We start from the raw sequence: 18966 nt of genomic DNA, 5'->3' as shown, positions 1-18966 counted from the left end.
CCCGCCCTACCGCGAGTAATCAGAAATTACGGAGCGTCGAGCGACCACTCGTCGCAGAACAGCTGTCTCGTCTGAGAGTCAGTCGGAGTTCGGGACGACGTCGAAGTCGTCGTCGGCGCGGGGAGGGGTTCCGCCGACGAGCCGCTGGTACTGCGCGACGAGGCGGGGGCGCCACTCGGAGACGCGCGGGACCGGCGTGCCGTCGGTGATCGACCCGTCGTCGGGGGCGCGGAAGGCGGCGATGAGCGACCACATCGTGCAGGCGGCGAACGAGCCGACCGCGGAGAACTGCATGCCCAGCGTGAAGAACGTCATCGAGTAGACGGCGCCGATGAGCATCGAGGGGACGCTCGTGGCCCGTGGGACCCGGGAGGCCGTGTCCCGGAGGGTGGGGTAGAGGAACATTACCGACGTCATACTGCCGACCAGGAAGACCAGGTCCTGCCACATCATCGGGAATCACTCTCGGACGGTTCGGTGGTCAGTGAGACTGTCTGGTTCACGGTTCTAGTTCCATCCTGAACGGTAAGTATGGCTCGGTTACTGTAGTCTCAGGCCCATTAACGCCGGTTCAGCAGGAGAACCGACGAACGAGGCTCTCCGCCGAACTGCAGTTTTGGTTCGTCGTCAGTGGCGACCCAATTCGGTTAGCGTTGTTGCGTGCAACGCGTTCGCACGGAGTTTCATCGCCCTTACCGAGCGGAAAGGAGACGTTACCGGTGTTAGTTGCTACCGTAGCGCACCCGTAGGTTCACCGCTCGCGCGGGTTGAATCGATGAAACGCTTATCAGTGCGACCGACGTAGGGGGGTCTATGACCTACGACACCGTCGTGTTCGACAACGACGGCGTCCTCGTCGGCCGTACCCGGTACGACGTCTTGCAGGAGGCTGCGGAAGCGACCTTCAAGCAGTTCGACGTTACCGACCCCGCCCCCGAGGACGTAGAACAGATGACCATCGGTGCGACGCCCGAGACCGTCAGCGACGTCTGCGAGGAGTACGGTATCGACCCGGACGAGTTCTGGCGCACGCGCGACAGAACGACCGCCGAGGCGCAGTACGAGGAGGTCCGCGCGGGCCGGAAGACCCTCTACGACGACCTCGACACCCTCGACGACCTCGACGTCTCGATGGGCATCGTCAGTTCGAACCAGCAGGCGACCGTCGACTTCGTCCTCGACCACTTCGACGTCAGGGACATGTTCGGCACGGCGTACGGCCGCGCGCCCACCGTCGAGAGCCTGCGCCACCGGAAGCCGAACTCCCACTACATCGACCTCGCGCTCGCGGACCTCGACGCCGACTCCGCGCTGTTCGTCGGGGACAACGAGTCCGACGTGCGCGCCGCGGAGAACGCGGGCATCGACTCGGCGTTCATCCGGCGCCCCCACCGGCAGTCCTGGGACCTGAACGTCTGGCCGACCTGGGACATCGACTGCCTCGACGACCTGCACGACATCTGCCGGAGCTGAGCGGCCGTCACGCTCGAACCCCGATTTCGCATATCGAGCGTCTAGCACCAGCTATACACCCTCTACGCTATTCTCCGCCCTCCTGAGCAACCCCACAAGTATTATGGGTGAGAAACGCCTGTGGATAGTTTGCAATGGCAGAAGGCACGGTTGACTTCTTCAACGACACGGGCGGCTACGGTTTCATCGAGACTGACGACGCGGACGAGGACGTTTTCTTCCACATGGAGGACGTCGGCGGTCCGGATCTCGAGGAGGGACAGGAAGTGGAGTTCGACATCGAGCAGGCCGACAAGGGCCCGCGCGCGACGAACGTCACCCGCCTGTAACTCGGGAACCCGCCGGCGTCTCTGACGCTGGCTTGGAGGCATCGTTTTTCGAACGTTCACACCGACCAGCGAGCGGTGTCTCAGTTCTGCGGTCGGTCCATGTCCAGCAGCGGTCGCTGCGTTACTCCAGCCGCGCGCGGTCCTCGTCCGTCAGCTCGAGGTGGCTCGCGGCGACGTTCGCCTCCAGGTGGTCGACGCTGGAGGTGCCGGGAATCGGGAGCGTCACGTCCGAGTGGTCGAGCAGCCACGCGAGCGCCACCTGCCGGACGGTGGCGTCGTGGTCTGCGGCGACCGCCTCCAGGGCGTCCTGCTTTTCGTCGAGGTCGCCGCCGCCCATCGGGAAGTAGGGGATGAAGCCGATGTCGTACTCCTCGCAGGCCGAGAGCACGTCCTCGTGTTCGCGGTCGGCGACGTTGTAGGAGTTCTGGACGGTCGCCACGTCGACGATGTCGCGTGCGGTCTCTAACTGGTCGACGGAGACGTTGCTCAGCCCGACGTGGTCGACCAGCCCCTCGTCTTGCAGTTCGGCGAACGCATGGACGGAGTCCTCGAACGGCGTCTCGGGGTCGGGGCGGTGGAACTGGTAGAGGTCGATGGAGTCGACGCCGAGACGATCGATGGAGGCCAGCGCCTGGTTTCGGATGTAGTCCGGGTCGCCGTGGGGGAGCCACTCGCCCGAGTGGTCCCGCAGCATACCGGCCTTCGTCGCTACGAGGACGTTCTCGGGAAGGTCCGCTTCGCGGATCAGCCGCTCGCTCACGCCGGGCCCGTAGGAGTCCGCGGTGTCGACGAAGTCGACGCCCAGGTCCACCGCGCGCCGGAGCACGTCGCGGGCCGCCGCCTCGTCCTCGGGGCGTCCGATGATGTCCTCACCGGTGACGCGCATCGCGCCGAAGCCGAGGCGGTGGACGGTGCGGTCGCCGCCGACGTCGAACGTGTCGCTGTCGTTGTGGAGCGCCATACAGGACGTCCGGCCGCGACGAGGAAAGGTCTGGTGCAGCCCCTAGGGTTTCCACTGGTCGCGCAGTTCCGTCCGGGGCTTCGTCGGGTCGTCGCGCTCGACGAGCGTCCGCATCGTCTCAGCGTTGAACGCGTACTCGTGGTTCTCGCGGACCACCAGGTCGCGGGCGCGGAGTTCGCTGAGCAGCGTGTGCGCCGCCTCGACGTCCACGTCCGCGGCGTCCGCCAGGTCGTGTGCGGACGCGCCCGGATTCGTCGCGAGGTCGGAGACGATGTCCCAGGCGGCGTCGTCGTTGCACTTCGACTCGCGCCGCGAGGCGTTCACGCGGATGACGACCGGCGGCGCCTGCAAGAGGTCGACGACGGCCTCAGGTGCCGGCTGGTCCTCACCGGCGCCGTCCTGGAGTTGTAGGCGCTCGCCGCGCCGCCGGAGCCGGTCCTGTACTGCCTCGACCAGGGCGTCCCGGCCCCCCTCCTCGTCGGCCGTCTCGTCGAAGACGAACGCGCTGTCCCCCTCCGTGTCGTCCCCCTCCGGAGAATCTACGGCCGGTGCAGACTCTTCGTCCGCGGTCGACTCCTCGCCGGTCTCCGTCGTACTGTCGACGGGCGCCTCGTCCGCCGCCACGGTCGACTCGGCGTCCCCGACCTTCGACTCGAGTTCCGCGAGCCGGGATTCGAGGCGCTCGATCTGCTCGTTCTTCGTCTGGAGCGTCGACTGGTAGCTGTCGGGCGGCGCGCCGTCGCCGTGGGCGAGCGCGTTCGCCATCTTCCGGGCGGCCGCCGAGACGTCGCGGGCGGTCTCCAGTTCGGACTCCAGTTCCGCGATGCGCTCCTCGCGGTTCTCGATCTTCGACTCCAGTTCCGCGATGCGGTCGCGCTCCTGTTCCTTCCGGTCGGTGATGTCGCCGAGGTCCTCCATCAACGACCCGCTGACGGACTTCAGGTCCGGGCGCTCGAAGTCGTCGAGACCGGGCGTCGCGCCCGCGTCGAACGTGCGCTTGCGCTTGAACTGGACGCGTCGGACCATCTCGTCGCTCCAGTCGGTCTGGATGAACGCCTCGCCGTCCCCCAGGTCGACGACGTCGTCGGCGTACTCGGTGCCGACGATTCGCCCGACGACCTTCGTGTCGTTCTCCCAGGTGAGGCGGTGCCAGACCAGCCAGTTCGCCTGCGTGATGAAGTCCTTCTTCACGTCCGCCGGGCGCTGGCTGATGCCGACGACGCCGAGGCCGTGCTTGCGGCCGCGCTTGCCCACCTTGATGAGGAGGTTGCCCGTCTCCCCGACGCCGCCGCCCTCGGGGATGTACTCGTGGCACTCCTCGACGACGAGCAGGAACGGCTTCTTCAGTTTCTTCTCCTTGGCGAAGAGGTGTCGGACCGTCTCCCGGAGGAGTTCGTCGGCCTCGTTGTCGTCGAGGTAGCCCGAGACATCGAGGATGATGGGGACGTTCTCCTCGAGCGCGAGGTTCGCGAGTTTCTGGGCGTGCTCGACGTTCACCTGGATGTCGCACTCCTCGTCGGCGCCCGCGTGCAGGAGTTCGTACTCCTCCTTGAGTCCGTAGTACTCGCCGTCCGTGTCGACGATGAGGACGGGGTAGCCGGCCTCCAGCAGTTCCTCGACGACGACGCTGGTGGTGTTCGACTTCCCGGACCCGGACTTGCCCGTGACGAACCCGCGGCCGGTGAGCATCTCCACGATGGGGAACTCCAGGCGCTCGCCGTCGGCCGTTTCGCCCACGTGAATCCGCTGGTCGCCGTCCGCTGCGGTGTCTGCCATCGCTTGCGGCCACGCAATCAGGGGGGAAAACCGTTGCCCTCGCCGGACCGGCAGCCGGCGTCGGGGTTACTCGCGCCCGGGGTGGCCGTCGGGGAGACCGCGCCGGCCGAACGTGCGCTCCCGCAGCGTCTCGCCTTCGGGCGCGTCGGCGAGCAGGTCGCGTTCGCGCAGCTCGGGGACGACGAGGTCGACGAAGTCTCGGAGACTGCCCGGGCGCGCGACCTCCTTCACGTTGAAGCCGTCGACGCCAACCTCGTCGAACCAGTGCTCGAACTCGTCGGCGACCTGCTCGGGCGTCCCGACGACGACCGGCGAGGTGGTGCCAAGGCCGGCGAACTCCGCGACCTCCCGGACGGTCCAGTCGCGGTCGTCGTTCGCGGTGAACGCGTTGACGACGCCCTGGATCGCCTCCGTCTCGATGTGCTCCAGTTGCTGGTCGGGGTCGAGTGCCGAGAGGTCCACGTCGACGAACCCGGACAGGAGCGCGAGCACGCCCTCCGTGTCGATGGCGTCGCGGTAGGCGTCGTGTTTCGCCTCCGCGACCGCCTCCGTCTCGCCGACCACCGGAACGATGCCCGGGAAGAAGGCGAGATCGTCGGGGTCGCGACCGTGGGCCGCGGCACGCTCCCGGAGGTCCTCGACGTAGTCGCGGACGGCGTCCGTTGATGGCTGGCTGACGAACACCGCTTCCGCGTGCTTCGCGGCGAACTCGCGGCCGCGGTCGGAGGAGCCGGCCTGGTAGATGACCGGCGTGCGCTGGGGAGATGGCTCGGCGCCGTGGGGTCCGGGCACGTCGAAGTGCTCGCCCTCGTGGTCGATGGCGTGGACCGTCTCGGGGTCGGTGAAGGTGGCGTTCTCCCGGTCGGCGACGACGGCGTCGTCGTCCCAGGAGTGCTCCCAGAGCGCGTACGCGACGTCCATGAACTCGTCGGCGCGGTCGTAGCGCTCGTCGTGGTCCATGCGCTCGTCGAAGCCGAGGTTCGCGGCGGCCGACTCCAGGTAGGAGGTGACGACGTTGAACGCGACGCGGCCGTCAGTGAGGTGGTCGAGCGTGGAGAACTCGCGGGCGAGCTGGTAGGGGTGATTGTACGACGTCGACTTCGTGATGGCGAAGCCCAGGTCGTCTGTAACCTCGGCCATCGCCGGCACGAGGTACGCGGGGTCGTTCGACGGCGTCTGCACCGCCTTCTCGACGGCGGTTTCCCTGTCGTCGCCGTAGACGTCGTAGATGCCGCGGACGTCCGCGAAGAACACGGCGTCGAAGCCGCCGCGTTCCGCGGTGCGTGCCACGTCGGTCCAGTACTCCAGGTCGCTGTAGCGGTGTGACTGGTCACCGGGGAGCCGCCACGACCCGACGGAGACGTGCTCCACGGCGTTCATCGTGAAGAGGTTGAGGTGGAGCCGGTCGCTCATCACCCGGGGTTCGAGCGGCCGGGGTTTAGCCGGGCCGGCACCGGCGGGCGCGTGGCGTTGTCATCGACGGCGGCAACGCTCGCTGGAATGAGGGCTGGCAGGCGACGTCGGGAATCCGGCGTGGTGTGTCGCACAACCGCGGATCCACGCTGGGCGACGATCAGGTCACGGGCTGGGTTGGTCCCGGCTTCGTACTTGAACCTCAGCAGGAGCAGTAGTAGTCCCGACTGCCGAACTCCACGTCGAGGCGGTGGGCGATGGGTGCGGGGTCACTCGGCCGGTAGACAGCGGTCGTGAGGTCGCCGGTGGTCTCGAACTCGCCGGAGACGAGAGCTTGCCAGTCGTCGCTTGCGAGGACGTCCGCGAGTTCGCCGCCCGCAACCAGCGGGAGGTAGTCCGCGAGTGAGACCCAGCGCGCGTCCGTGAGCGGGCCGGGGTCGTAGTCGGCGCCGGTGGCGTCTGCGTAGGCCGCCATCGGGAGGTTCGCGCCGGCGGCGACGGGCATGCTGATCCACTTCCACGGTCGCGTGTTCACGTCGAGCAGCACGAAGTCGTCGCGGTCGCGGTCGTAGACGAACTCCGCTTCGCTGATGCCGTAGTAGCCAGCGTCCTCGACGACCGCGAGAGCTCGCTCCTCGATTTCGGGCCGTTCGACGCGCTCGACGACACAGGACGTGCCGTATCCCAGGGGTGCACGAACGCGGGCGTTCCCGACGACCGCCAGCGGGTCACCGTCCTCGGGGACGTAGGAGGCCAGCGAGTGGTCCTCCCCGCGCGCGACCGGGACCTTCTCCTGGGCCATGATTTCGATGCCAGTCTCCCGAGCCATCTCGACGACGTCGAGGTACTCCTCGCGGTCGGCGACCTCGATGACGTTCGTGCCCACGGCCTCCTCGAACTCCCGCTTGCGGGCAGGTTTGACGACGAGCGGGAAGCCGAGTTCGTCTGCGGCCGCCTCGGGGTCGGTCCGGGAGAGCTGGTAGGTCTCGGGGTAGGGAACGCCCAGCGCCTCGCAGCGGTCGTACAGGGCGGTCTTGTCGAGCACCGAGTCGAGCGTGTCGACGTCCGCGAACGGGAGGCGGACGCCCTCGAGGTCGGCCTCCGCGAACGCGAGCGCCCACTCGTCCATGCAACCGAAGGCGACGGGGTCGTGGTCGAGTTCGGCGGCGAGCGCTTCGACGTCCTCGCGGAAGCCCGCCTGGTCGTCCAGCGGGTAGGCAACCTGGCCCGCGTAGTCGACGGCGTTCGAGGGCGGGGCCGCGCCGTCGCCCGAGCGGTCGAGTGCGATCACTGGCACGTCGTGGGCGTCGAGCGCCCGAGCCACCGAGAGCCCCGTGACGTGGGCGTTGGCGACGAACGCCGGCGGGCGGTCGAAGTCGGCGGCCGCGAGCGCGTCGCGGAGCGCGTCGAAGTCCCGGAAGGTCATGCGAGCGTGTTGCCCCCGGCGGGCGTAAAGTGACCGGGTACCGGGCGCGTCCCGCCGCTACTCGTGACGGAGCGCGGTGGGGGCTGTTCAGGGGGCGGGACTCGACACGCCGCGCTCGTGGGAGTAGCGGGCGCCGAACCGAGGGAACGGGTTCGAAGCCTTTATTCGCGCGCTGACCCTGAGCCAACAGTAGTAACTATGTCCGAGAAGCCGGCCTCCATGTACCGGAAGATCGACAAGCCGTCGTACACCCGTCGCGACTACGTTACGGGGATTCCGGGCTCGAAGATCGCACAGCACCAGATGGGCGACCTGCAGGCAGACAAGGACGATTACCCCGTCCAGATCAGCCTCGCCCCCGAGGAGGAGTGCCAGCTCCGCCACGGGAGCCTCGAGGCCTCCCGCCTCTCTGCGAACCGCCACCTCATCAAGGAACTCGGCGAGGGCAACTACAAGATGAGCCTCCGCAAGTTCCCCCACCAGATCATCCGGGAGAACAAGCAGGCGACTGGCGCGGGTGCGGACCGTGTCTCCGACGGGATGCGCCAGGCGTTCGGCGTCCCGGTCGGCACCGCCGCCCGCATCTACCCCGGCGAACGCCTGTTCACCGCGTGGTGCGAGGTCGACCAGGCAGAGGCCGTCAAGGAGGCGTTCCGCCGCGCGTACAACAAGATCACGCCGCCGTGCAAGATCGTCGTCGAGCGCGGCGAGGAACTGCTCGTCCGATAGGCTGGCTTCCACTTCTCCGGATTCTTCGCTCGTAGCCACGGCGCCGTCGCTCGTCGGCTCAGTCTCAGCAGTCGAGTAGCCATGGCTGCACGGAATCTGGCGAATCAATGACTGTTACCGGTCGGCGTCGAAGAGAGACAGTTACTGCGCGAACCGCTCGGTGACGTCGTACTCGTTGCCGGTGGCGATGTAGGCCACGTCCTCGACGACCCCGCCGAGTTCCGGGACGACCCGGAGGAGGCCGAGGGTCAGCGCCACGAGCACGACGACGGACAGCGACTGGGCGAGCACACGGTCAGCGAACAGGTACGACACCATGTTCGCGTCGCCCGTGGCGAACATCGTGAACACTACGTTCTGGACGGTCTGGCCGGCGAACCACTGCTCGCCGTGCGCGATGGCAATGAAGACGACGCGCACGATGTTCAGCCCGTAGATGACGGGGAGCGTGATGGCGAGCGCGAGCAGGCGACGGCGCAGCGGCGCCTTCACCGCGAGCGCGAGGCCGCCGACGATGGACATGCTCCCGACGCCCGTGCACGCCAGCAGCACCGTGGTCGTGAACCGGTGGCCGGCCTCCCCTGTCATGCGGTTCTCGCCGACGAAGACGAACCGCGAATGGTAGCCGTGGTCGCCGTCCACGATGGGCGGGTGGTAGCCGAGTTGGGCCATCACCCACTTGGCCTGCTGGGCGACGGACTCGATGGCGAACTGCCGCAGCGGCTCGATGGTCTGGAACGGAAGGTAGAGAAGCCCCATGATGGCCACCGCGCGCGTCAGCGTCTCGAGGTCCTTCCGGCCGGAGCCGACGAGGTAGGCGGTGTAGAGGCACGCCGGGACCGCCGCCGCGCTCAGCACGCCCTCGATGATGCTCCGCTGAACGAACGCGAAGTGCGGCGTCAGTAGCGCCCAGAACGCCGCGAACAGCACCCACGCGAGGACGGCCACGTAGCGGCTCGTCCGCCGCGACTCACCCTGGAGGATCGCGCTCGCGCCGAAGGCCGCGACGACGAACCACGCGAGCGTGTCGGTCAGGGCAGTCATCGTTGGTAGGGTGGACGAACGACGCGACAATATGCGTGTCGGTCGCCCACGCGCTCGCCGGGGACGGCGCCGCCGCTGTCGGGTTGTCGCACGCGAGAGAACGCTGTCGCTGTCGGAGTGTAGCGCGCGAAAGAAAATGGAGTGGAATTCAGTCGGGGTTCTCAGCGTGCGTTACTCGCGCAGTGCGAGGAGCGCAGCGCCGAGGATGGCGACCAGCGCGATACCCATGCCGAAGCCGGGGATCCCGCCGTCGGAGCCGCCGTCGCCACCGTCGTCACCGCCCGTGTCGCCACCCGTGTCCTCCGTGGTCGTGGTGTCGTCAGGCGCTTCCGTGGTGGTCGTCTCTTCCGCGGTCGTCGTCTCTTCCGCGGTCGTCGTCGTCTCTTCCGCAGTCGTCGTGGTGGTCGTGCCACCAGCCGACTCGACAACCGTACCCGTCGCGGAGTCGACCTCGCCGTCAGTGTCCTCCAGGCTGATGGAGAACGTGGAGTTGACTTCGACGTCGCTGAAGTCAACCATGGCAACTGCCTCGCCGTCCTCGGCAACTGCCTCGTTGTCAGGCTTGATGAAGCCCTCACCGGGCGTCTCGATCGACTCAACGAGCACGTTGAACGCAGTCCCGTCAGCGGCCGTCGTCTCGGCCGTGATGGACTGGTTGGTCGCGGATTCGACCTCGTACTCGTCCATCGCGAGCGACGTCTCCAGCGCGTCTGCCGAGAACTCGGCGGACGTCGTGGAGTCCTCGCTCACGAGGCGGGTGTTGTCTGCGTCCAGCGTGACCGACGCGTTGTAGACGTCCTGGTCCCACTGGATGTCAGCGCCGCTTTCGGTGTTGACGTTCGCGAGGTCAGCAACGATGTACACCGTGCTGTTCGCGGAGTCAGCAACGGCAATCGCGTTGCCGTCCTCAAGCGCTTCCATGTAGTTGAGCGTCTTCGGGTCGCGGTTCTGGCCCGTGCTCGCTTCGGTCTGCTCGACCGCAAGCGAGAGCTCGCCATTCGCGGACGCGTTCAGGAGCGCCTCAGTGTCGCTGTCGGTCAAGGCGTTCTGGAGAACCCCGTAGATGCCGTTCGCGGTGACCTCGTGGATGAGGTAGTCGCCCTCGGCGATGGAGTCGTCCTGGGAGAGCGGCGCGTCGCTGACGACGTCAGCGAGAGCGTTCACGCTGCCGCCGGGTGCCGTCCAGATGTTCTGGCCGGTCATGCCGTCAGCCGGCACGATCGAGAGACGGCTGATGTCGTTCGCGGTGTCCGTCACGTCCGTACCGGTGCGGACCGTCGCGCGGTAGTTCCCGTCAGCGATCGGCTCGGAGAGGTCCTCCGTACCGATGTCGACGGATTCCACGGTGTCGCCCTCAGCGCCGGTGTAGTACGCAACACCAGGCTCGGAGGCGTTCGCGGCCGTGTTTTTCCCCATCGTGTACGTGTTGATGTTGAACGTCGCGTAGCCGTCCTCGTTGGAGTCCGTGACCGTCACGTTCGCGAGGTAACCAACGCCGTCGGACCCGAGCTGGATGCTCGCCTGGGTCGCGCTGGTCAGCGAGACGTTCACCGTGGCGATGTCACCACGGGCCGTCTGCGTGATCGACTCGAACTGGCTGGTCGCTTCGGCTGCGTTCGTGACGTTCACGCTCGCGCTGTCGGAGGCGGTCGTGTCCGTCACGTCGAAGTCGAAGGAGTACTCACCAGCGTCGATGCCAGTGAAGTTCGCGCCTTCAGTGAAGTCACCGCCAGCGTCGACGGTGATCATGATGCCGTCGCCGTCGGCGGTGGTGTCACCGTCGACGTCAACGTTCGACGCGCCGAAGTTGTCGAAGATGTCGACGAGTTCGCTGTCGTCGAGACCACTAGACGTCACGTAGACGTCGTACTCGGCGTTCTGACGGTTCGTCGACTCGAACGTCAGGTCGACTTCAGCGTCGTTCGCGACCGAACCCGCAGCGAAACTCGTACTGAAGTCCTGCGTTCGAATCGTGAACGTTGCATCAGCATCGGAGCTCGGGGTCGAACCGTCGTTGCTGATGAAGTACGTCGTGCCGGTGTCGAGACCGGACGTGGACGCGTTCACCCAGCCGGTGCTGGTGTCAAGCTCACGGACAGGCGACCCCGTGTCGGAGCTAGTCTGCTCGTAGAGCGTGTAGCCGCCAGCGGCGTAGTTGTCACCATCGCCGAAGGCGTCGTAGGCTGCCGTCTGACCCTGGAACACGATGCCACCGTCGTTGAAGTTCGTGTCGTCGTCCGCGAGTTCGAGCGTCGTGCTGGTGTCGAACGAGCTGTCGCCGTCGTTCAGCGACTCGTTCTCGTACGCATAGACATCGTAGGTACCCGATTCAATACCGGTAGTATTGAGGGAATCGATGGAGATGTCGTTATCACCAGCGGCGTAGACTGGCCCGTTTGTGGCAGCCAGTTCGCCACTGTCGAACTCACCGTTGTCGTTTTCGTCGACGAAGACGTGCATTGTCGAAACGTCTTTGTCAGCTGTGTCATCTACCGCAACGCTGCTGAGAGTCGAGTCCGTTACAACCGTGTGGGTGTTACCGTCACTACTTCCCAAGTCGAGGGACTCGGCCGTAGCAGCAGCACTTCCCGTGAACGCGATGCCAGCAGCGAAGACGCTGCCGATCATCAGCGCTGTCAGGAAGACCGCGCGGAGTTTGTCTGAGTTGCTTGTCATGGTTTGTATCTTGTCTGCATCGGCACCTTGGTCAGTCGCGCCCTATGCGGGGCGGTACTAGACGCTGGCACCATGGGTAGGGGTGTACTGATGCACTCCCGGTATTGGTAAATACTTTGTGTTATTTCCACCATTCCCGGCCGTGAATTCGTGTGACGCGTTCACACGATACCCGGCGATAGGCGGCCTGAAACGCTGATTCGCGCCGACCGTGTGAACTACCCCCACTCCAAAGCTTTAAGTAGGGTTTCGGGATGGAGTGGTGTCACCACCGAGGAGAGTAGCGCAGCCCTACACCGGGCGTAGGGCGGTGTTAGCGCGATTATCACCACTTCCTACGCGGAGCCGCCGCTCGCTCGAGCACTTCCGCCGCCGTGCTCGGTCCGCCGCTCCCGGACGCGAACCGTGCACACGGATTCCGTCGCGTCGTCGACGACCAGCGCCTCGCCCCGACCTCCCGGAAGTCGCGAAGCGATCGACCCCGCGAGGTACCTCGGCTGGGCCGCAGCAAGCGCGTCGACGTCTGCCTGCGAGGTGAGGCGGTGAGCGACAACGAGGTCCGACTGCGAGATGGCGACCTCGGGGAGCGCGCTCGGGCGCTGGGACGCCAGCACGACGCTCGCACCCGGCGCCCGGCCCTGTGTGTAGAGGGTCGCCACCGCGTCAGCCGCCACTCCGCTCGCGCACGCGTGTGCCTCGTCCACGAGAAGCCAGGGGAGCGAGGGTAGGCGGTCCGCGACGGCCGCCCGGTAGAGCGAGTCTGCGACGGCGTGAACGACCGCCTCCAGTGGTGCGCCCTGGATGTCGGTGCAGTCCAGCACCGCGCCACCGTCCAGAAGGTCCGCTGCGGTCGGCGCGTCCAGGGCGAAGCAGTCCCACGAAGCGGCGAGCGCGAGGTGGTTCGACGCTGCCCGGCACGCTGCGGTCGCCGCGTCCGAATCCGCCACCCACGAGCGCATCCCCTCGAGTGTCCTCGCCGCGTCCGCCGCGCGCCACACCAGCGTCCCCGGCGCGCTCGCGGGGTCGAGGTCGAGCAACGAGCACCACGCCCGCGGCGGGAGCGCGTCCGCCCGCACCCGGGGCTCGACCACGTCGAGTCCGGCCGCGCTCAGTCCGCCGAAGGCGCCCATCGGGTCGACGACCACGGGCGCCACGCCACCAGCTTCGGCCAGCCCCTCCGCGAGCACGCCGAGCGTGTACGACTTCCCGGCGCCGCGCTTCCCGACCACGACGCCGGCGTGCGGGCGTTCGAAGTCCACGCCGACGGGAGCGCCGAGGCTACCGTCCGCTGCGAGGTACCGCCCGAGTCGGCCACGGGCGGGGCCTCTCCCACCCGTTTCGTACGCTGGGGGTGCACCGAGTACGTCCATAGCTCGAGATGCTCCCCTCTCCACTGAAGAACGCTCGCACGAGGGTTTATCCCGGAGGGCGCGACCAACCCGTCCCATGCTCGACCCGGCGTCACTCGGCCACCCGCTCGCCGACCGTCTCGACCTCGACCACTTCGTCGGTGACGAGCGTGCCATCGAGGGACTGCCCGTCCGCCTCGTCATCGCGTTCGTCGTCGGCGTCGCCACGCTCAGCGTGCTTCTCAGCATGGTCTCTGGGGTGAACACGCTGGCCGTCAGCGAACTCGACGCGAAACCCAGCCCAGACGTCGTGACGCCCGGCGAGCAGACGCTCTCGGTCACCGCCGTCGACGCCGAAGGGAACCCCGTCTCCGGTGCGACTGTTGTCGTGAAGGCAGGTACCGCCGACCTGGACGGTGTCGCGACCGCGACCACCGACGACACCGGCACTGCGACGCTCGAAATCGAGCCAGAGCTCGGTCCCAACCAGGCAGAGGGCGACCTGCAGATATCGCTGAAGCCGCCCGCGGGCTCGGAGTACGTAGACCGTCGGGAGAACACCGCTGTCCTCGTGGTCCGGGACTAGCGGTTCTCCCAGTCGATCCAGTCGTGCTCCCAGCCGCCCCGGGACTCCGCCGCGCGAACCGCGCGCTCGGTGTCCTCGCGGACGGTCCGGTTGCGCTCGACGGCGCTCCCCTGCTCGCCGTCGACCAGCAGCGGCGCGAACGCCACGGGGCCGTGGACGGCCACGGTCTCGCCGTCCTCGACGGCGACGAGTGTCTGGTCACCAGTTCCCCGGGGGAACACCAGACGGCCGCCGGGCGCGAGCTGGTCGAGCAGCGCGGCGGGGGCGTCGACGGCTACCGCCTCGACGACGATGCGGTCGAACGGTGCGTACTCCGGCAGCCCCTCCGCACCGTCCCGACAGTCCACCAGCACGTCCTCGTAGCCAGCGCTCGCGAGGTTCGCCCGGGCGTCGTACACCAGTCGGCGGTCGATGTCGACCGCGTGGACGTGCGCGCCCCCGACGATCTCCGCCAGCACCGCCGCCGTGTACCCGACACCGACACCCACGACGAGCACGTCGTCGCCCTCCACGGGCGCGAGCGCATCGAGGAGCCGTCCGGCCGTCGACGGCGAGAGAATCGTAGTGTCCCGGTGCCGGAACGACTGGTCGGTGTACGCGCGGTGCTCCTCGTCGACGAACTCGTGGCGGGGCACCACTCGCATCGCGCGGCCCGTCGGGTGGGCCTCGACGACAGCCTTCGTGTCGTGTTCGAGGCTGTCGACCATCTCGTCCCGCAGCGCCGCGAACTCCATGCACCGATTTTCGTGCGGACCCTATCTTTTTTCAAGGCGAGAATCCCGCCGTTTACGGCGGGCGTGAAGCCGACAACTCCCTCACGTTCCACCGTCGGTTGCAGTCTGAATACCCCACGACGGCAAACCTTTATTAGAATTGGGTGTGTAGAAATCAGTACGACCAAATGAAGTACAACCTCGAAACCGGGTCGCACACGGTCTACGCGCTCCAATATCACTTCGTGACCGTCACGAAGTACCGCGCAGACCTACTCACCGACGAAATCGCAGAACGGGTCGGTGAGATTGCCAGCGACATCTCCGAGGACTTCGGCGTAAACATCCAGAACGTCAACGGCGGAAGCGACCACGTTCACATCCTCTTCACGGCGAAGCCAACGACCGACCTCACCAAGTTCATCAACTCACTCAAGGGCGTCACATCTCGCAAAATCCGTGACGAGAACCCCGAGGTTCGGCAGGCGCTCGACAAAGCGTTCTGGCAACCGGGATACTTCCTCACCACCACTGGCCAAGTGAGCATCGACGTGCTGATGGAGTACGTGGAGGAGCAGTAGCGTGTCCACGACCGTCACGAAGACGTTGCAGGCGACGTTCGCACCCCCCACCGCGCACAAGCAGTCGAAACTCAACGACCTGCTCGAAACCTACCGTGACGGTCTGCAAGAAGCGTTCGACGCCGGGGCGAGTACCATGTCCTCGGTGAGCGACATCGTGACGCCCTACGACTTGCCGTATCAGGCCAAAGCCGCGCTCTGCAACTACGTCCCGAAACTCCGCAAGACGTACAACGCGCAGGATTTGGACGACGAACACCCGATACGACTCACGAACCAAGCCGCGAAGTTCGACCACTCGGAAGAACGCGACTACGAGTTTACGTGGTGGGTTCCTCGTCCCGGTCGGGGAACGAATTTCTGGATGCCGCTCCGCATCAATCCCGAACAGGAAGACCTCTGGCACGACCTCGTATCCGAGGACGCGAAAGCGGGCGAGATACGGCTTCAACAGCATCGGAAGAATTGGGTACTACACGTCACCGTCGAGTACCCGGTTGAAGAACCAGCGGCGGACGGTGACGCCACGCACATCGGCTTAGACATCGGAGAAACCGCCCTCATCACGGGCTGTGCCCTCAAGGACGGTTCTCCGACTGACCCGTTCGTGTGTAGCGGAAGCAGAGCGAAGCATCTCCGAAAAGAGATGCACACGACCCTGAAACGACTGCAAGAGCGTGACGCTTCGGAGTGGCGTACCGACGAACGGTTCGACCACTACCAGAACGCCCTCACCGACATCGTGGAGAAAGCGTCTCGGGAAGCCGTCGAGTACGCCAAGCAGTTTGAAAATCCGGTGTTGGTGATGGAGGACTTGACGTACATCCGTGAGCGTCTCGACTACGGGAAGTACATGAACCGTCGGCTTCACTCGTGGGCGTTCGCCCGACTCCAAGGGCGCATCGAGGACAAGGCGACGGAAGCAGGTATTCCGGTCGAGTACGTGAATCCGGCGTACACCTCGCAGACGTGCCACTCGTGCCACCGCATCGGTCGGCGGGACTCGCAGGCCGAGTTCCGGTGTCCGAACGATGACTGCCACGTTTCGACGTTTCAGGCCGACATCAACGCTTCCGCGAATATCGCACGACGGGTTGACCCGTGGGGAGAGAGCGTCCCGCTTGACAAGGCCGGACGCGATGACTCGCCTCGGGATGGGAGCGGTTGTGACACCGCCACGACTCACCGTGAGAAGAGCGTACCAGCGCAGATGACGCTCACGGCCTACGAAGAGTCGAAACCCTCTACCAGCGACGACTGACTGGTATTCCCCCTGCGTGGGAAGCCTCGCCGTTTACGGCGAGGAGGATGTCACTGAACTGCGCGCCTGCGTCCAGCCACGAACCCGTACTCCGTCCCCGGAACGTCCCCCTCGCGGACGGCCTCGAAGCCCGCGTCGGTGAACCACTCACCGACTGTCCCGGCGTCGTAACACTCGCCGTGCTCGGTGCCCGCCAGCAACTCGGCGGTCAGCCCGGCGTCCGCCGTGCCGTCGCGGAGCACGTCGACGTGGACCGCGAAGCCACCGTTCGCGAGCGCCTCCCGGGCGGCCGCGAGCAGTCGGCGGTTCTCCTCGGGCCCGTAGTCGCGGGCGACGCGCGCGTGGAAGACGATGTCGAACGGTCCGTCCGCGCCGTCGAGAGGGTCGCCCGCGACGAGTTCGACGCGCTCGTTGTCGAGCAGCGGCCGGACGGCGTCGACGACGCGCTGGTCGGTGAGCATCGTCACGTCGAAGCCGCGACGCGCGAACTCCACGGCGTGCTGCCCCGGGCCGTCGGCGACGACGAGCACGGAGTCGGCGTCGGGCCGCTCGCGAACGGCAGCCGTGACCGCGGCGCGGACGCTCGCGTCGTCCTCGGCGGCGCGCGCCCCGAGTCGGTTCCGAGTGGCGTCGCGGCGCGGTTCCGGCGGGTCGCCGGTTCGCATCGTCTCGGGGAGTGCCACCAGCGACTCCACGCGGTCGAGTTCGTGCGGCAGGGAACCGACAGAGCGCACGTCCGTCTTGGTGATGAACCCGAGCATCAGGTTGGTCGGCTCCACGGCGTCGCCGACCCGCTCCAGGAGCCCCATCGCCCGCAGCGCGTCGACGGTCAGTTCCGCGGCCCGCTCCGTGACCCCGGCCGTCTCCGCGACCTCCGCGGGCGTGTCCGCCGAGGAGACGAGCGCGTCGAGTACGCCGGTCTCCCGGGCGGCGCGCAGCAACAGCAGTTCGCGGTAGTCCATATCCCACCGGTGGGCCGCCGGGCGGATAAAATCAGTCGCCGAGAGTCGCAGGGAGCCAGTCAGTCGCCGCCCGTCGACGGTGCGCGGACCGCCGTCCGTCAGTCCCCCTGCATCGTCACGAACCGGACGCCGCCCCTGTCGGTGGTCTCCAGACTGCCGTCCTCGCGTCTCACCGCGTGGACGAGGCGCTGGCGGCCGGTCCCGATTGGCGCGACCAGGCGACCCCCGGTGTGCACCTGCTCGACGACCGTCGGGGGGAACTCCGGGGCCGCACACGTCAGGTAGGCGGCGTCGTAGGGCGCGTGCTCGGGCCACCCCTCGCGGCCGTCGCCCACGTGGACCGAGACGCCGTCGTAGCCCACATTCGCGAGCGTCTCCTCCGCCCGCTCGGCGAGGTCCGGGACGTACTCCACGGAGTAGACGTTCTCCGCGCCGACGAGTTCCGCGGTCACCGCGGCGTGGTAGCCACACCCCGTCCCGATTTCGAGCACGCGCTCGCCTGCCTGGAGGTCGAGTTCCGTCGCCATGATGGCGACCATGTGCGGCGCGCTGATGGTCTGACCCTCATCGATGGGGAGCGGGCGGTCGTCGTAGGCGTGCTGGCGCCGACCTTCTGGCACGAACTCGTGGCGGGGGACCGCGCGGATCGCCTCTGCGGCGCGGTCGCTGACGTTCGGGCGGGCGGCGAGCGCGTCCGCCAGCTCGTCGCGGTCGCTCGCGCTCGTCATCCTACCAGGCCGACCACGCAGTGCTCGACTCGTCGTCCCCGTACACGCGCTTGACGTCCTTGGCGAACACCGTGTCACCGTCCTCGCCGAGTTTCGGGAACTTGTAGGATTCGATGGCGCTCTCGCGGACGTGGATGCCCGTCACGGCGACCGTCTCGTCGCCGAACTCCTGGGTCTGGCCCACGACGAACTCGAAGTCGCCGGGAACGTGGACGGTCAAGCTCCGGCTCCCCTCGTCGCCGTCCTTCGGGTGAATGGTCACGTCCACGGAGACGTTGTCCACCGCACGCGTCCACACCGTCTCGATGTCCGCGGCGTCCGCGCGCGTCGTCCGGTCCTCCGGCCCGACCTCGATGCTCGTCACGCGCACCTGCGCGATGGTCTCCTCGGTCTCCACGATGAACTCGTCGCCCTCGTAGACGGTCTCCCCGGGGTCGAACTCCGCGCTCCCGGTGAAGGACTCGCCGTCCTGGGAGACGACGACCTCGCGCTCGACGGTCTGGTCCTCGGTCAGCGGTTCCTTGTGGACGTGTCCGCAGTCGGTGCACTGCACGGTGGCGTGGCCCCCACCAGTCGTCAGAACTTCGTGGACGGTCTCGAGGTCCGTCGAACACGACGGACACTCGAAGGGGACGTGCTCCCCGGCGTTCTCGCTCATACCGGCGTCTAACCGTCCCGAACGTAAAAGCGCGCGGAGTCCCGTTTTTCGTCGTAGTCGCAGTCGTCGCTGCTGCTGAGGTGGACTACTTCTCTTAGGAAGCCCCCGGACGCTCGACCGTCCGGGCCTCGCTGCGCGCGCTCGCTTCGCTCGCGTGCTTGCGTCGTCCGGGATGGCCGACCGCCCGGCCCCTTTCAGTCCTCCCGTCGGTGGTTGGTCGGTCGAGCGTTACGCTCGCGGAAGTTCCACTTCCTCGCCGTCTCGCGGGTCGCCGTGCTCCCCGCTCGCGAGTTCCGAGACT

18 protein-coding genes are annotated in these 18966 nt (G+C 67.0%); 6 read left to right on the top strand and 12 right to left on the bottom strand.

Going from position 1 to position 18966, the window contains the following annotated elements:
- Positions 1 to 78: 78 nt before the first annotated feature.
- Complete coding sequence (locus HALDL1_03525) at positions 79 to 453, bottom strand: hypothetical protein (protein AHG02799.1); 375 nt, start codon at positions 451 to 453, stop codon at positions 79 to 81.
- A gap of 360 nt (positions 454 to 813) precedes the next feature.
- On the opposite strand from HALDL1_03525, the gene HALDL1_03520 reads away from it, so the two are divergent.
- Positions 814 to 1473 carry a hydrolase gene (locus HALDL1_03520; GenBank protein AHG02798.1) on the top strand — a complete coding sequence of 220 codons (660 nt, stop codon included), beginning with the start codon at positions 814 to 816 and terminating at the stop codon, positions 1471 to 1473.
- A 134-nt stretch (positions 1474 to 1607) separates the two neighbouring features.
- Positions 1608 to 1802, top strand: coding sequence for a cold-shock protein (locus HALDL1_03515; GenBank protein ID AHG02797.1), 195 nt, complete (start codon positions 1608 to 1610; stop codon positions 1800 to 1802).
- 121 nt (positions 1803 to 1923) lie between these two features.
- Here the strand turns inward: HALDL1_03515 and HALDL1_03510 are convergent, their stop codons facing one another.
- The 4 genes from HALDL1_03510 to HALDL1_03495 form a co-directional block, all read right to left on the bottom strand.
- Positions 1924 to 2763, bottom strand: a complete 840-nt coding sequence (locus HALDL1_03510) for an oxidoreductase (GenBank protein ID AHG02796.1) — start codon at positions 2761 to 2763, stop codon at positions 1924 to 1926.
- Positions 2764 to 2805: 42 nt separating this feature from the next.
- The gene (locus HALDL1_03505; GenBank protein AHG02795.1) at positions 2806 to 4539 is read right to left on the bottom strand and encodes a hypothetical protein; all 1734 of its coding nucleotides are present in this window, start codon (positions 4537 to 4539) and stop codon (positions 2806 to 2808) included.
- A 66-nt stretch (positions 4540 to 4605) separates the two neighbouring features.
- Positions 4606 to 5952, bottom strand: a complete 1347-nt coding sequence (locus HALDL1_03500) for a N5,N10-methylene tetrahydromethanopterin reductase (protein ID AHG02794.1) — start codon at positions 5950 to 5952, stop codon at positions 4606 to 4608.
- Positions 5953 to 6154: 202 nt separating this feature from the next.
- Positions 6155 to 7378, bottom strand: coding sequence for a carboxylate-amine ligase (locus HALDL1_03495; protein ID AHG02793.1), 1224 nt, complete (start codon positions 7376 to 7378; stop codon positions 6155 to 6157).
- Positions 7379 to 7576: 198 nt separating this feature from the next.
- Here HALDL1_03495 and HALDL1_03490 point away from each other — a divergent pair, with 198 nt between their 5' ends.
- Positions 7577 to 8107: a 50S ribosomal protein L16 gene (locus HALDL1_03490; protein AHG02792.1), complete on the top strand. Its 531-nt coding sequence runs from the start codon at positions 7577 to 7579 to the stop codon at positions 8105 to 8107.
- Positions 8108 to 8248: 141 nt separating this feature from the next.
- Here HALDL1_03490 and HALDL1_03485 read toward each other — a convergent pair whose 3' ends face one another.
- The 3 genes from HALDL1_03485 to HALDL1_03475 all read right to left on the bottom strand — a co-directional run bounded on the left by HALDL1_03485 (position 8249) and on the right by HALDL1_03475 (position 13197).
- Entirely contained in the window at positions 8249 to 9151 is a 903-nt protein-coding gene (locus tag HALDL1_03485) for a cytochrome oxidase subunit I (protein ID AHG02791.1), read from the bottom strand.
- Positions 9152 to 9322: 171 nt separating this feature from the next.
- Positions 9323 to 11611: a hypothetical protein gene (locus HALDL1_03480; protein AHG05112.1), complete on the bottom strand. Its 2289-nt coding sequence runs from the start codon at positions 11609 to 11611 to the stop codon at positions 9323 to 9325.
- 551 nt (positions 11612 to 12162) lie between these two features.
- Positions 12163 to 13197, bottom strand: coding sequence for an ATPase (locus tag HALDL1_03475; protein AHG02790.1), 1035 nt, complete (start codon positions 13195 to 13197; stop codon positions 12163 to 12165).
- A gap of 76 nt (positions 13198 to 13273) precedes the next feature.
- Here HALDL1_03475 and HALDL1_03470 point away from each other — a divergent pair, with 76 nt between their 5' ends.
- Complete coding sequence (locus HALDL1_03470) at positions 13274 to 13762, top strand: hypothetical protein (protein ID AHG02789.1); 489 nt, start codon at positions 13274 to 13276, stop codon at positions 13760 to 13762.
- Here the strand turns inward: HALDL1_03470 and HALDL1_03465 are convergent.
- A complete protein-coding gene (locus tag HALDL1_03465; protein ID AHG02788.1) occupies positions 13759 to 14496 on the bottom strand; it encodes a protein-L-isoaspartate O-methyltransferase in 738 nt (245 codons plus the stop codon). The two genes, HALDL1_03470 and HALDL1_03465, sit on opposite strands and share 4 nt — an antisense overlap.
- A 167-nt stretch (positions 14497 to 14663) precedes the next feature.
- Between HALDL1_03465 and HALDL1_03460 the strand changes: the two genes are divergently transcribed.
- Positions 14664 to 15056: a transposase IS200 gene (locus HALDL1_03460; GenBank protein ID AHG02787.1), complete on the top strand. Its 393-nt coding sequence runs from the start codon at positions 14664 to 14666 to the stop codon at positions 15054 to 15056.
- Between the two features lies 1 nt (position 15057).
- Positions 15058 to 16317 (top strand): transposase IS605, encoded by a 1260-nt coding sequence (locus HALDL1_03455; GenBank protein ID AHG02786.1) that lies wholly within the window; start codon positions 15058 to 15060, stop codon positions 16315 to 16317.
- A 50-nt stretch (positions 16318 to 16367) separates the two neighbouring features.
- Here the strand turns inward: HALDL1_03455 and HALDL1_03450 are convergent, their stop codons facing one another.
- The 3 genes from HALDL1_03450 to HALDL1_03440 all read right to left on the bottom strand — a co-directional run bounded on the left by HALDL1_03450 (position 16368) and on the right by HALDL1_03440 (position 18665).
- Positions 16368 to 17279 (bottom strand): hypothetical protein, encoded by a 912-nt coding sequence (locus HALDL1_03450; GenBank protein AHG02785.1) that lies wholly within the window; start codon positions 17277 to 17279, stop codon positions 16368 to 16370.
- Between the two features lie 98 nt (positions 17280 to 17377).
- On the bottom strand, positions 17378 to 18007 hold the full coding sequence (locus HALDL1_03445) for a protein-L-isoaspartate O-methyltransferase (protein ID AHG02784.1): 630 nt from the start codon (positions 18005 to 18007) through the stop codon (positions 17378 to 17380).
- 1 nt (position 18008) lies between these two features.
- Positions 18009 to 18665 (bottom strand): hypothetical protein, encoded by a 657-nt coding sequence (locus HALDL1_03440; GenBank protein AHG02783.1) that lies wholly within the window; start codon positions 18663 to 18665, stop codon positions 18009 to 18011.
- Between the last annotated feature and the right edge of the window lie 301 nt (positions 18666 to 18966).

The organism is Halobacterium sp. DL1 (genome assembly GCA_000230955.3).
Taxonomy (GTDB): domain Archaea; phylum Halobacteriota; class Halobacteria; order Halobacteriales; family Halobacteriaceae; genus Halobacterium.
The sequence above is the reverse complement of the archived record's forward strand: the minus strand, read 5'-3'. Positions and strand labels throughout refer to the sequence as shown.

What these genes read in the sequence shown, in the direction of transcription:
- HALDL1_03500 (AHG02794.1), bottom strand. Translation starts at nt 5,952, where the DNA reads ATGAGCGACCGGCTCCACCTCAACCTCTTCACGATGAACGCCGTGGAG.
- HALDL1_03460 (AHG02787.1), top strand. Translation starts at nt 14,664, where the DNA reads ATGAAGTACAACCTCGAAACCGGGTCGCACACGGTCTACGCGCTCCAA.
- HALDL1_03440 (AHG02783.1), bottom strand. Translation starts at nt 18,665, where the DNA reads ATGAGCGAGAACGCCGGGGAGCACGTCCCCTTCGAGTGTCCGTCGTGT.
- HALDL1_03480 (AHG05112.1), bottom strand. Translation starts at nt 11,611, where the DNA reads ATGCACGTCTTCGTCGACGAAAACGACAACGGTGAGTTCGACAGTGGC.
- HALDL1_03495 (AHG02793.1), bottom strand. Translation starts at nt 7,378, where the DNA reads ATGACCTTCCGGGACTTCGACGCGCTCCGCGACGCGCTCGCGGCCGCC.
- HALDL1_03470 (AHG02789.1), top strand. Translation starts at nt 13,274, where the DNA reads ATGCTCGACCCGGCGTCACTCGGCCACCCGCTCGCCGACCGTCTCGAC.
- HALDL1_03515 (AHG02797.1), top strand. Translation starts at nt 1,608, where the DNA reads ATGGCAGAAGGCACGGTTGACTTCTTCAACGACACGGGCGGCTACGGT.
- HALDL1_03520 (AHG02798.1), top strand. Translation starts at nt 814, where the DNA reads ATGACCTACGACACCGTCGTGTTCGACAACGACGGCGTCCTCGTCGGC.
- HALDL1_03450 (AHG02785.1), bottom strand. Translation starts at nt 17,279, where the DNA reads ATGGACTACCGCGAACTGCTGTTGCTGCGCGCCGCCCGGGAGACCGGC.
- HALDL1_03485 (AHG02791.1), bottom strand. Translation starts at nt 9,151, where the DNA reads ATGACTGCCCTGACCGACACGCTCGCGTGGTTCGTCGTCGCGGCCTTC.
- HALDL1_03525 (AHG02799.1), bottom strand. Translation starts at nt 453, where the DNA reads ATGATGTGGCAGGACCTGGTCTTCCTGGTCGGCAGTATGACGTCGGTA.
- HALDL1_03505 (AHG02795.1), bottom strand. Translation starts at nt 4,539, where the DNA reads ATGGCAGACACCGCAGCGGACGGCGACCAGCGGATTCACGTGGGCGAA.
- HALDL1_03490 (AHG02792.1), top strand. Translation starts at nt 7,577, where the DNA reads ATGTCCGAGAAGCCGGCCTCCATGTACCGGAAGATCGACAAGCCGTCG.
- HALDL1_03475 (AHG02790.1), bottom strand. Translation starts at nt 13,197, where the DNA reads ATGGACGTACTCGGTGCACCCCCAGCGTACGAAACGGGTGGGAGAGGC.
- HALDL1_03445 (AHG02784.1), bottom strand. Translation starts at nt 18,007, where the DNA reads ATGACGAGCGCGAGCGACCGCGACGAGCTGGCGGACGCGCTCGCCGCC.
- HALDL1_03465 (AHG02788.1), bottom strand. Translation starts at nt 14,496, where the DNA reads ATGGAGTTCGCGGCGCTGCGGGACGAGATGGTCGACAGCCTCGAACAC.
- HALDL1_03510 (AHG02796.1), bottom strand. Translation starts at nt 2,763, where the DNA reads ATGGCGCTCCACAACGACAGCGACACGTTCGACGTCGGCGGCGACCGC.